Genomic DNA, 11,923 nt, shown 5'->3' on the forward strand with positions numbered 1-11,923 from the left:
CTGCTAGAAGAGGGACAGCCTGTCAAAACGTTGCCGCTTCTTGGCAGTTTGATGCAGGTGTGGGTCACTCAGATTTCTTCCAACCTTAACCAAGACGAACAAGGGCTAAGCCAACCCTGTCTTGCACGTCTGGAAGAACCAGAAAGCTTTTATTTCGGAAGGAAGGTCCCGGGCGCTGGATCGACTAAGTATGCAAGGCTTCACAAGCGATTACATCGATGCTCAACGCAGAAGCATGGAAGCAAATCTTGAGCCCGACCGATCGGCTGCTATTGGGCAGTCCATAGAACTACCTGAAACCTGCTACAAAACAATTCTTGGGGAGCGAGGGGTGGCAGTAGTGAAAGACCAGCGGCTCAAGAAAAAGGGGAGGGGCCGATGGGTCGCCGAGGTACCAACCCGGATAACCAAGGGCTGAGCGCCCCCTAAGCCCCCACATACCCCAACTGTCGCCACGCCTCGAACACACCCACGGCAGCGGCGTTGGAGAGGTTCATGGAGCGTCTATTGGGCAGCATGGGGATGCGCACCTGGCTGGTGATGCGTGGGTGCGCTAGGGCTTGCTCACTTAACCCCGTGGGCTCGGTGCCAAACAGCAGGGCGTCGCCTTCTTGCCACTGCACATCTGAGTGCGTGAGTTCCCCTTTGGTGGTGAAGGCGAATACGCGGGCGTCGACAAGCGAGGAAAGGCAAGCATCGAGGGAGTCGTGGATGCTGACTTCGGCAAGGTCGTGGTAGTCCAGGCCAGCGCGTTTGAGGTGTTTATCTTCAAAGTTGAATCCCAAAGGCTTGCACAGGTGCAGGTGCGCGCCGGTGTTGGCGCACAGGCGGATTGCGTTGCCGGTATTGCCGGGGATCACGGGCTGGTCAAAGATGATGTGAGCAAAGGCCATGTGCAAATCATAGGACGTGCAATAATTGGGAAACATGACGGCTCAAACACTTGACGGCAAGCTCTATCGCGACGAGATCTTCGAAGACCTCCACACCAGGGTTCAAGCCCTCAAGGAGCGTGGCATCACCCCAGGCCTGGCCACCGTGCTGGTGGGAGCAGATCCCGCTAGCCAGTCCTATGTGAAGATGAAGCACCGCGACTGCGAGCAGGTGGGCGTGAAGTCGATTCGTAAAGACCTGCCCGAAGAGACCACCCAGGAAGAACTCGAGCGCGTGATCGACGAGCTCAATGCGGATCCCGAGTGCACCGGCTACATCGTGCAACTGCCCCTGCCTAAGCACCTGGATGAAAACGCCATCTTGGAGCGCATCGATCCCTCCAAAGACGCCGATGGCTTGCACCCGGTGAACTTGGGCAAGCTCGTCCTTGGCGAGGAAGCACCGCTGCCGTGCACCCCCAATGGTGCGATCCACCTGCTGCGCCGCTTTGGCGTAGAGATCGAAGGCAAGAAAGTGGTGGTGATTGGCCGTGGCGTGACCGTTGGTCGCCCCATTGGCCTGATGCTCACTCGCCGCAGCGAAAACGCCACCGTCACCCTTTGCCACACCGGCACCAAGGACCTGGCTGCGGAAACCCTCGAGGCCGACATCATCGTCGCCGCCGCCGGCAAGGGCCACATGCTCACCAAAGACATGGTCAAGCCTGGTGCGGCCATCTTGGATGTGGGTGTATCGCGTGTTGATGGCAAGTTGCTTGGCGACGTCCACCCCGACGTCTGGGACGTAGCCGGAGCCATTTCTCCCAACCCTGGGGGAGTAGGCCCACTTACCCGCGCCTTCCTCATCCGCAACGTGGTCGAGCGCGCAGAGCTTGCCGCGGGCACCGCAACCGGCGCGGGGGAGCGCTCCTAGTTTGCGCGGCTTGAACTTCAGCCAGACGCCTGTGCAGCGGCCGAGCTTGCGCAACCCCCACGACGTCAACCTGCCGCCCTCAAAAGTCCCTGTGCTACTGCAATGGGTGGGCATCGCGCTCTTTATTGCGCTGACGGTGGCCTCCGGCGTTTTTTCCTACGGTAACCACTGGCGCCGGGCCACATTTACCCTGGGCGTTGCGCTGGCGTGGCTTTCGGTGCTGCGCCTGGTGTGCGATTCATCGGTGATGGGCGTGTTCGCGGTACGTTCACGCAAGTTCGACGTCACTTTCACCGCAGCTCTCTCCGCGCTCATGCTGTACCTGTCGGCCACGGTTGAGTCCCTAGGCTCCTAGAGCTTCTCCGTTCACCTGCAAGCGCTAGGCATCGAGCAGGCTGAGGAAGCGACGAAGAATTCTGTCCATCTGGCGGGTTTCGGTCAGGAATGCGTCATGCCCCACGGGTGAGCTCACCTTCGCCATCCCCAGCAGATTGCCGACGTTACGCGAGATATGTTCTTGCTGGTGATAGGGGTACAAAATGTCCGTGTCGATGCCGACGACAAAGATGGGAACCTGAATGTTCGCCAGCGCTTTGTTGAGCCCGCCACGATCACGGCCAATGTCATGGCGATTCAACGCCTCAGTGAGCGTGACATAGGAACCTGCATCAAAGCGCTCGGTGAGCCTGGTGCCCTGGTAATCCAAGTAGCTTTGTACAGCGAAGCGCTGATCGGGGTCACGGTAGGGCCCAAGCGGATTTTCATTCTCTTGGGCGTCTGTGCCGAAGCGCTCGTCGATCTCGAGCTCACCACGATATGTCAGGTGCGCAATGCGTCGCGCTGTCTTCAGCCCTTCGATGGGCGGTGCAAAGCGGTAGTAATCGCCGCCGCGCCACGCCGGATCCTGTTCGATGGCGGCGATCTGCGCGGTTTGAATCCCGATCTGCCAAGCACTCGCGCGCGCTGACACTGCAATCACCGCAGCCGCCCCCACGCGCTCCGGGTAGAGCGCCGCCCACTCCAAGGCCCGCGCTCCGCCCATGGAACCACCAACCACCGCGTGCACACGATCCACACCGAGGATGCTCAGCGCCTTCGCCTCAGCGTGGACGAGGTCGCGGATGGAAAGGGCGGGAAATTGCGAGCCCCATACGCCATTGGTGCGAGCGCTCGACGGCCCGGTGCTGCCCATGCAGCCGCCCAAGGCGTTGGTGCAGATGACGCAATAGCGATCAGTATCAAGCGCCTTGCCGGAGCCGACGAGTCCTTCCCACCAGGTGGCGGCGTCGGAGTCGCCGGTGAGTGCATGCTCGACGAGGATCACGTTATCGCCGCGGAATTCGCCCCAGGCTTGGTAGGCGATGCTGATAGGAAGGGTCACGCCGGCTTCGGTGGTGTACTCGCCTACGTCGATAAGCTGCAATTCTCCGGTGGTGTCCAGCATCCGCGTCCTTTCGTGTTTGCACACATGCTACTTGGCGGGCGCACGCACGCCACAGTCACGCCAGATGGATGAATAAAAATCGTTACCCAAAAAGCAAAACGCCACCGGCCAAACGGCGGGTGGCGTTGAGAGCAACGCGTTATTTAGCGCAGGGCATCAGCGATGATATGACCCATTACGTGCTCACCGTGGACGGTGGGGTGGTTCGGCATGGGGCCCATAACCGGGTCAACCATGCCAACTACGTAACGATCCTCATCGCGAGGAGCGCAGGTGCCGTGGCCGAGGGTTGCCTCGTACACGTCCACGAACTTAGCGCCACTGTAGTCGGCGGCATTCTTGATGCTGTCGCGGAATGCGCGCTGGACGTCGGTTGCGCCGGGAGTCGGGATGGGGTTTACCTGGCCGGGGAAGTTCACCAAGCAGAGCTGATCGTTGGTAGCGAACTCGGGGTAGGAAGCAAGCACGAGCTCAGCACCGGGAGCAACTGCGCGGACGCGGTCGGCAACGTGGCGGATGGTGTCCTTGTAAACGGAAGGATCAGCGGCTTCGCCAGGGACGAGCCTCATCTCGCCAGCAACGTCAACCCACTGGAAAGCATCCATACCGCCGTACATGAGCACAACCTTCTCGGTGCCCGGTCCGATGTCGCCGTAAGCGATTGCGGACTCAACGTAGGCGAGCAACTGAACTACCGGTGCGCCACCGGTGCCGTTGCAAGACCAGTCGCCGAGGGACTTGTTCAGTTCGCCTGCGGCAATCTTGGGCCAGTTCTCCATGTCGTTGGCGCAGTTGGGCAGCCAAGGCGCAACGGCAGGTGCCAAACCGCGGGGACCGCCCTTGCCTGCGTTGGCGGTGAAGGAATCACCGAAAACAACCATTTGCTTCGGGCCACTACCGTGAGGCACCGGAGAAGGGATGGGGAGGTTGGGGATCTCGGGGAGCACTGGCTGAGCGTTGGCCATGCCGGCACCCATGCCGAGGCTCAGGGTTGCGAGGGCAGCAACGGCCGCAGAGCGGATCGCCTTGGAGAATGGCTTCTTCATATTGCAAGCTTCCTATCTTGTTTTACTGACGATCAGTAAATTTACAACGAATTGGTCACGATTTGCTAGCCGATCGAAAAAGTTTCGTCACACTAATGCACAATTTTCACTCCAATGCGGCCAAAAGTCCAGTTAAGGGCCATTTGGGGGTGATGCGCCAATTTTAGAAGATCCTGAGAGTCGCGCTAAAGAATGAAGTATGCTTCTCATGCTTAGCGCTTTGTTCCGGGAATGGTGCTAGATCCGTGCGCGAAGTCCAGTGGGCATGAAAGAAGGGGGCAGGCGTGAAACCTGCCCCCTGAAGGGATGATCGTTAGACGGCGTCAAGGCCTCGCTTCAGGTCCGCCAAGATGTCATCAATGGCCTCAATGCCAACTGAGAGGCGTACGGTGGCAGGGCTAATGCCCGCCCGCTGCAGAGATTTCTCATCCGACTGCGAGTGCGTGGTGGTGGCAGGGTGAACCACCAGCGAGCGCACATCGCCCACGTTGGCCAGGTTGGAATGCAGTTGGAGGGCGTCGATAAAGCGCCATGCCTCGTCCTTGCCGCCCTTGATATCGAAGGACAGCACCGAGCCGGTGTGCTTATAACCCAGCTTCTGCTTCACCTCAAACCATGGCGAGCTCTCAAGGCCTGCGTAATTGACCTTCGCTACCTTCTCGTGGCCTTCAAGGAATTCAGCCACGGCCTTGGCATTGGTGTTGTGGCGCTCAAGGCGCAAAGAAAGCGTGTCTAGGCCCTGGGCCGTCACCCATGCATTAAAGGGAGAAGGCGCAGCGCCGGTATCGCGCAGGAGGCCAGCGCGAGCCTTAATGCCAAAGGCCACCTCGCCCAAATCCACATACTTCAAGCCGTGATAGGCGGGATCGGGGTTAACAAATTCCGGGAACACCGGCTTGCCGTCGCGCTCAACCGACCAATCGAACTTGCCGCCGTCTACCAGCACGCCACCTAAGCCGGAGCCGTTGCCGGTATAGAACTTCGTCAGCGATGCCACCACCACGTCGGCGCCGAGCTCAAGCGGGCGAACCAGCGCTGCGGTAGCCAAGGTGTTATCCACGATCAGTGGCACCTTATGGGCGTGTGCCACCTCGGCCACGGCTGGGATATCCAGCACGTCCGCCTGTGGATTGGCAAAGGTTTCACCGAAAAACGCCACCGTACGCTCATTGGCTGCATCTGCCCAGCTTTGGGGATCATCGGGGTTTTCCACATAGGTCACGTCGATGCCCAGGCGCCCGAGCGTGACACTAAATAGCGTCTCGGTGCCGCCATAGATGCGCGGCGAGCTCACAATGTGCGAACCGGAAGTGGCCAGGTTCAAAATCGCCGCAGTCTCTGCAGCCATGCCGGAGGCGAAAAGCACAGCGTTGGTGCCGCCCTCAAGCGAAGCAAGGCGCTGCTCCACGGCATCCACCGTGGGGTTGGTCAGGCGCGAGTAAATCGGGCCTGGATCCTCCAAGCTAAAGCGCTGGCGAGCGTGCTCGGCATCGTCGAAGACGAAAGAGGAGGTGAGGTAAATCGGCAGATTGCGCGCCGGGGTGTAGGTGGGCTGGCCTGCGTGGATGGCGCGGGTATCAAAGCCCCACTCGCCGGCGTTTTCGTTGCTGTACTTCATGGGTGAAATCACGTCCTTTCTGTGATTCCCCACGCTAGAACAAGGAAGGTGAATAAATAAACCGCTTGGTCTAGAAAAGCATGAAAATCGCAGGTAGAACGTGAATAAAAATATGGGTACGTGGGTTCGGATTGGGGTTCCCCTTAGGGCCCGTGGGGCTTACTGGGGGGTGTCCATGGAGAACGATGTGTCCAGGAGGCGGTGGTTTTTGAACTCAAGTGCTTTGGCACTCCGCTCCTCCTGCGGGACGCCTGCCTCGCTCAAGTTCTTCAGCCAGCGTGACGCAGTTTGCCGTTGGGCTAGCCCGGCATCATTTGCACATTTCGGCTTAGGTATGCACATCCGCAGGGAGCTCCAACCCCAACGCCAAATCCCCGCAAACGCCCAAGCAAATGCCGCCGACCCAACGCACGCGAAAGCCCCCGCGGCAACGCTGTGGTTGGGAGGCGGGGGCCGTCGAAAAGCTAGCTGCTATTTCAGCGAATCAATAACCTCGTTGAAGGTTGCAACCGGACGCATGACCTCGGAGGTCTTAGCGTCGTTGGGGTAGTAGTAGCCGCCCAGATCCACTTCCTTGCCCTGTACTTCGACGAGGGCTGCATCAATGTCCGCGGCGTTCTCATCCAAAGCCTTGGCAACAGGAGCGAAGGTCTCGGCCAGCTCTGCGTCCTCAGACTGTGCGGCCAGTTCCTCTGCCCAGAACTTGGTCAGGTAGAAGTGGGAGCCGCGGTTATCAATCTCGCCCACCTTGCGGGAAGGAGACTTACCATCGTTGAGCAGGCGCTCGGTGGCCTTGTCCAGCGCGTCCGCCAACACAGCGGCCTTCTTGGTGCCACCGTTGTTGGAGATGTGGCGCAGGGACTCAGCCAAAGCCAGGAACTCGCCCAAAGAATCCCAACGCAGGTGGTTTTCTTCCTGGAGCTGCTGCACGTGTTTCGGTGCGGAACCGCCAGCGCCGGTTTCGAAGAGGCCACCGCCAGCCATCAGCGGCACCACGGAGAGCATCTTTGCAGAAGTGCCCAGCTCAAGGATGGGGAAGAGGTCGGTGTTGTAGTCACGCAGCACGTTGCCGGTCACAGAGATGGTGTCCTCACCACGACGGATGCGCTCGATGGAGGTCTTGGTGGCCTCAACCGGGGAAGCGATGGTGATGTCCAGGCCCTCGGTGTCGTGATCGCCCAGGTACTTCTTCACCAGCTCGATGAGGTTACGGTCGTGAGCGCGCTCGGGATCCAGCCAGAAGATGGCGGGCATGCCGGAAAGACGAGAACGAGTCACGGCCAGCTTGACCCAGTCCTGGATTGGGGCGTCCTTGGTCTGGCATGCGCGCCAAATATCGCCGGCCTTGACCTCGTGGGACATCAGCACCTCACCTGCGGAGTTCACAACCTCCACGGTGCCGTCCTGCTCGATCTTGAAGGTCTTGTCGTGGGAGCCGTACTCCTCAGCCTTCTGAGCCATCAGGCCAACGTTTGGCACGGTGCCCATGGTGGTGGGATCGAAGGCGCCGTTTTCCTTGCAGTCCTCGATCACGGCCTGGTACACGCCAGCGTAGGAGGAGTCGGGAATTACTGCGAGGGTGTCCTGCTCCTGGTCGTCGGCGTTCCACATGTGGCCGGAGGTGCGGATCATGGCAGGCATGGAAGCATCCACGATCACATCGGAAGGAACGTGCAGGTTGGTGATGCCCTTGTGGGAGTTCACCATCGCCAGTGCGGGGCCTTCTTCCAGGGCCTTGTCAAAGGCGGCCTTGATCTCAGCGCCGTTGTCCAGCTTTTCCAAACCGGAGTAGATGGCAGCCAGGCCGTTTTCGCCGTTGAGGCCGGCGGCCAGCAGTTCCTCGCCGTACTGCTCGTACACGTCAGCGAAGTATGCGCGCACCACGTGGCCGAAGATGATCGGATCGGACACCTTCATCATGGTGGCCTTGAGATGGGTGGAGAACAGCACGCCTTCTTCTTTGGCTCGCTTGACCTGCTCGGTCAGGAACGCGTCGAGCGCCTTCGCGGAGAGGAAGGTGCCGTCGATGACCTCGCCCTTGAGCACCTTCAGGCTCTCTTTGAGTACGGTATCGCCGATGCGGATGGTGAGTACGTCGTCGGCGGGCATGATCACAGACTTCTCGTTGTGGCGGAAGTCGTTATCGGCCATGGTGGCTACGTTGGTCTTGGAGTCCTTGGACCACTCGCCCATGCGGTGCGGGTGCTTCTTGGCAAAGTTCTTCACCGCCTGAGGTGCACGACGATCCGAGTTGCCCTCGCGCAGCACCGGGTTCACAGCGGAGCCCTTGACTGCGTCGTAGCGGTTGCGGATGTCCTTTTCCTCATCAGTGGAAGGGGTATCTGGGTAATCGGGAAGCTTGAAGCCCTGCGCCTGCAGCTCGGCAATAGCGGCCTTCATCTGCGGCACAGATGCAGAGATATTCGGCAGCTTGATGATGTTCGCCTCGGGGGTCTTGGCAAGCTCGCCAAGCTCCGCCAGCGCGTCATCTACCTTCTGCTCATCGCTTAGGTAATCGGGGAATTGCGCCAGAATGCGGCCAGCCAGCGAAATATCGCGGGTTTCCACATTGATTCCGGCGGTTGCAGCGAACGCCTCCACCACTGGCTTCAGCGAATAGGTCGCGAGCAGCGGGGCTTCGTCGGTGCGGGTGTAAATGATCGTTGCCATGGGTCTCCTATGATTTCCAAGCGTTGAGTTACAACCACTCAGAATACAGGTTCTACCCCCGGATGTGCGCCTCGCCGGGGGTAAGCATTTTGCTTTTCGACGCCCCACGTACCCCACCACAACGTAACCGCCATTGTCTGACGTATCACGTTTGACTCTCGTGGCAATGGTTTCCCGGCAGTTCCTTACTAAGGTGGTCGCTCGTGCTAGAACGTCGAACCATACCGCGCCAAACTGAAATCTCGAACCGCAAACGCATCATCGCGATGGTGGCGCTTGCCCTCGGCGGCTTTGGCATCGGCGTCACAGAATTCGTGACAATGGGGTTGCTGAAAGAAATAGCCACTTCCTTCGACGTCACCGAAAACACCGCGGGCGCAGTGATCAGCGCCTACGCCATGGGTGTGGTGATCGGCGCGCCCGTCATCGCTGCATCCACGGGTATGCTGCCGCGCCGCCGGCTCCTGCTTATCCTCATGGCTGCCTTTACCGCAGGCAACCTTCTCACCGCATTCTCAACGAGCCTAGGCATGCTCATCGTCGCCCGCGTGCTCGCCGGAATTCCCCACGGCGCTTATTTCTCGGTATCCGGCTTGGCCGTGGCATCCATGGCGCCGAAAGGGCAGCGAGGCAGGGCGTTGGCATTCGTCGGTATGGGTCTGCCAGTTGCCAGTGTGATCGGTGTGCCAGTTGCCCAGGCTTTAGGCTTCGCGTTCGGGTGGCAGTGGGCGTACGTGCTGGTCACAGCCATTGGCGTGGCAACCTTAGTGGCGCTCTGGTTCGTTATGCCCCACATGTCGGAGATGGCACCCACGAGCCCGCTCACGGAACTTGGCGCGTTGCTGCGCGGCCAGGTGTGGCTCACGCTGGCCATCGGAGCCGTGGGCTTTGGCGGCATGTTCGCCGTCTATACCTATATATCTTGGACGATGACCAAACATGCGGGCTTGAATCCAGAATGGATGTGGCTGGTGCTCATGCTTTACGGCATTGGCATGGTCTGCGGTAACTGGATCGGCGGCAGGCTCTCCGACTGGAACGTAGACAAAGGCATCCTGTGCGCGCTCATCGCCATCGTCACGGCCCTGGTGGGCTTCTACTTCCTCAGCGCGTGGCCCATCACCGGCATCATCGCCTTCGGGCTGGTGGGCATGTCCGGCTCCACGCTCATCCCATCGCTGCAGATCCGGCTCATGGACGTGGCAGGCCGAGCCCAAACACTCGCGGCCTCCCTCAATCACTCGGCCCTCAACATCGCCAACGCCCTCGGAGCCTCCCTTGGCGGTGCCGTGATCGCCGCAGGCTACGGCTACAACACCCCGGCATTGGCGGGCGCCGGGCTGGGCTTGGCTGCGGTGCTGCTGTGGATTCCCACGCACTGGCTGCGCAAGCGCCAGCTCTCCTCCTAGCCACCGCACGCCCAAATCCGGGGGTGCTCGTTTAAGCACACCTGCGCGGCTCGCGATAATAAGGGTGTGCCTGGCTCATTCGGGCGCAATCAGTGGCAGTGAGATGCGAGGCGGAAAGGCGGCAACGCGGCGATGAGCAATAACGAATGGGGAAGTGTCCCTCCACCAACTCCTGCACCTTCAGCTCCGGCGCCGAAATCAAAGCGGCCGCTTCTGTGGGGATTGCTGGCACTCGCCGTCGTGTTGGTGGTGATCGTCGTCGCGCTCGGGTTGAGGCAATCCCCGGAGCAACCGCAGGCGGAGGCGTCGAAAAGCAAGCAAAGCACAGCGCCCAGCGCGGAATCCAGCACCCAGGAAACGCGGCAAACCACCACCGTGACGCAAACCGAGGAAGTAAGCGTTGACCCATGCAGCCCCGGGGTGATCAACGCCCAAGCGCTTTCCGAAGGCCGCTTTCAATCCAGTGAATGCCTCGACGGCTGGATGTACGGCGGCATACCCCAAACCGATGCCGTGAGCATCTATCAATGGGACGGCCAAAAGTGGCAGTGGTACAAGCCGCATGGCGAAACGTTCACGGGGTTCGACTGCTACAACCTCGACCAGATGCGGGCAGACGGCGCCCCAGAAGAGATCGTGCAGCAGGTAAGTGAGTGTAAACCGCGATCCTTGCCTAGTACTTTCATTCCCGAGCAGCCCTCCTGTGATGGCCGAAATGTGTTGATCGTTGAATCCGTGATCATTCACCCAGGCGACGATGCCGACAAGGAAATCGCTCAGGCACTTGGGCGACACATCGGGGCTAAGTTCACCAACCCCGGCCAGTGCTCATCGCTGCGCGCTGAAGCAGAAGGTGGCAAGGTGTATCCCGTCTACTACGACTTTGGCCGGGATGCCTCGGCGATGTGCCAACGAAAAGCAGAAATCGGCGGCAATGGCAGAACCCTCAACAATTCCGCTGATTTCAGCGACCCTTGTGAATAAACCGAAAGGAAGCCCCATGGCTCACTATGACCTTTATCAAGACTTAAGCCTCGAGCGCTCCAAGTCAGCCGCGGAACTAGCCAATGAGCTGCAGGTGCGCATTCAGCAGCTCGCCCCTGGTGCGAACGCTGAGCGCGACAAGCTCCAAACCGCCCAGAGGATCCTCGGCGATGCGCAGCGTCGCAGTGTCTACGATGCCCAGCTTGACGACGCCTCCGCGCCCACCATCGACATCGCTCGACTTCGAGAAATCGCCGCAATGCAAACCCAATCGCATGCTTCCCAGCAGGGTTGGTCGGAGCAGGCGCACCCGCTCAACCGCACCTATAACCTTCAGGTGAATGCGGCAAAATTCCCTGTGTCGGCACAGCGCAAGAAGGAAGACTCGCTGATGTGGACCATCGGCTGGGGTGTGATCCTGCTTGGCTGGATCATCGTCGGCTTCAATATTCTGGTGGTGCAGTTCAGCAGCGGTGCTGAGTCCCTTGAAGCTGCGTTTGACTCGGCGTACTCCGCTGGCCGCCTGGTTATGTCGATCTTCATGGCAGCAATCAACCACGCTGCCATGTACACGCTGCTCTCGATGCTCTGGGGTGTGCGCCGTTATATGGGCCGCAACATGGCCTAAGCCTCGCCCTAGCTATTAAGAAACCCCTTGCTCGCGGGTATGCGAGCAAGGGGTTTCGGGTTTTGTTGTTTAAGACTTAGGCCTTCTGCGCACTATCAAGCGGTGCCCAAGATACATGGCCGGGCCAATGAGTGGGAGAAACCAAATGATAAGCGCCAAGATCCACCAGCGTTGGTACTCGCGATAATGCTTAGCCAAGGAGATGGTGGCTACAACCAGCAGTACCATCCACACAATCCAGAGTGAAGACCAGATGGCATCATAGGCGCTGGGCAGCACGGCATAGGGAGGGGAATCCAGTGGTAACTTCTCCATAAC

11 protein-coding genes are annotated in these 11,923 nt (G+C 59.8%); 5 read left to right on the forward strand and 6 right to left on the reverse strand.

Annotation, left to right across the window (positions count from 1 at the left end; translation table 11 throughout):
• Nucleotides 1-425 precede the first annotated feature (425 nt).
• A complete protein-coding gene (locus tag CGERO_RS02350) occupies nucleotides 426-893 on the reverse strand; it encodes a tRNA (cytidine(34)-2'-O)-methyltransferase (protein ID WP_123933292.1) in 468 nt (155 codons plus the stop codon).
• Nucleotides 894-927: 34 nt separating this feature from the next.
• On the opposite strand from CGERO_RS02350, the gene CGERO_RS02355 reads away from it, so the two are divergent.
• Nucleotides 928-1,806 carry a bifunctional methylenetetrahydrofolate dehydrogenase/methenyltetrahydrofolate cyclohydrolase gene (locus tag CGERO_RS02355; protein ID WP_123933293.1) on the forward strand — a complete coding sequence of 293 codons (879 nt, stop codon included), beginning with the start codon at nucleotides 928-930 and terminating at the stop codon, nucleotides 1,804-1,806.
• A 10-nt stretch (nucleotides 1,807-1,816) separates the two neighbouring features.
• Nucleotides 1,817-2,161 carry a DUF3017 domain-containing protein gene (locus CGERO_RS02360; protein ID WP_245998865.1) on the forward strand — a complete coding sequence of 115 codons (345 nt, stop codon included), beginning with the start codon at nucleotides 1,817-1,819 and terminating at the stop codon, nucleotides 2,159-2,161.
• A gap of 24 nt (nucleotides 2,162-2,185) precedes the next feature.
• Here the strand turns inward: CGERO_RS02360 and metX are convergent, their stop codons facing one another.
• The 4 genes from metX to CGERO_RS02380 form a co-directional block, all read right to left on the reverse strand.
• Entirely contained in the window at nucleotides 2,186-3,250 is a 1,065-nt protein-coding gene (gene metX / locus CGERO_RS02365; protein ID WP_123933294.1) for a homoserine O-acetyltransferase MetX, read from the reverse strand.
• A gap of 143 nt (nucleotides 3,251-3,393) precedes the next feature.
• The gene (locus CGERO_RS02370; protein ID WP_123933295.1) at nucleotides 3,394-4,296 is read right to left on the reverse strand and encodes a GDSL-type esterase/lipase family protein; all 903 of its coding nucleotides are present in this window, start codon (nucleotides 4,294-4,296) and stop codon (nucleotides 3,394-3,396) included.
• Nucleotides 4,297-4,609: 313 nt separating this feature from the next.
• On the reverse strand, nucleotides 4,610-5,914 hold the full coding sequence (locus tag CGERO_RS02375; protein WP_123933296.1) for an O-acetylhomoserine/O-acetylserine sulfhydrylase: 1,305 nt from the start codon (nucleotides 5,912-5,914) through the stop codon (nucleotides 4,610-4,612).
• Nucleotides 5,915-6,385: 471 nt separating this feature from the next.
• Complete coding sequence (locus CGERO_RS02380) at nucleotides 6,386-8,584, reverse strand: NADP-dependent isocitrate dehydrogenase (protein WP_123933297.1); 2,199 nt, start codon at nucleotides 8,582-8,584, stop codon at nucleotides 6,386-6,388.
• A gap of 203 nt (nucleotides 8,585-8,787) precedes the next feature.
• On the opposite strand from CGERO_RS02380, the gene CGERO_RS02385 reads away from it, so the two are divergent.
• The 3 genes from CGERO_RS02385 to CGERO_RS02395 all read left to right on the forward strand — a co-directional run bounded on the left by CGERO_RS02385 (nucleotide 8,788) and on the right by CGERO_RS02395 (nucleotide 11,605).
• Nucleotides 8,788-9,993 (forward strand): MFS transporter, encoded by a 1,206-nt coding sequence (locus CGERO_RS02385; protein WP_245998866.1) that lies wholly within the window; start codon nucleotides 8,788-8,790, stop codon nucleotides 9,991-9,993.
• A 132-nt stretch (nucleotides 9,994-10,125) separates the two neighbouring features.
• Nucleotides 10,126-10,977: a hypothetical protein gene (locus CGERO_RS02390; protein ID WP_123933298.1), complete on the forward strand. Its 852-nt coding sequence runs from the start codon at nucleotides 10,126-10,128 to the stop codon at nucleotides 10,975-10,977.
• 16 nt (nucleotides 10,978-10,993) lie between these two features.
• Complete coding sequence (locus tag CGERO_RS02395; RefSeq protein WP_123933299.1) at nucleotides 10,994-11,605, forward strand: hypothetical protein; 612 nt, start codon at nucleotides 10,994-10,996, stop codon at nucleotides 11,603-11,605.
• 69 nt (nucleotides 11,606-11,674) lie between these two features.
• Here CGERO_RS02395 and CGERO_RS02400 read toward each other — a convergent pair whose 3' ends face one another.
• Nucleotides 11,675-11,920 carry a hypothetical protein gene (locus CGERO_RS02400; protein ID WP_123933300.1) on the reverse strand — a complete coding sequence of 82 codons (246 nt, stop codon included), beginning with the start codon at nucleotides 11,918-11,920 and terminating at the stop codon, nucleotides 11,675-11,677.
• Nucleotides 11,921-11,923 lie beyond the last annotated feature (3 nt).

The sequence above is a fragment of the Corynebacterium gerontici genome (assembly GCF_003813985.1).
GTDB lineage: Bacteria > Actinomycetota > Actinomycetes > Mycobacteriales > Mycobacteriaceae > Corynebacterium > Corynebacterium gerontici.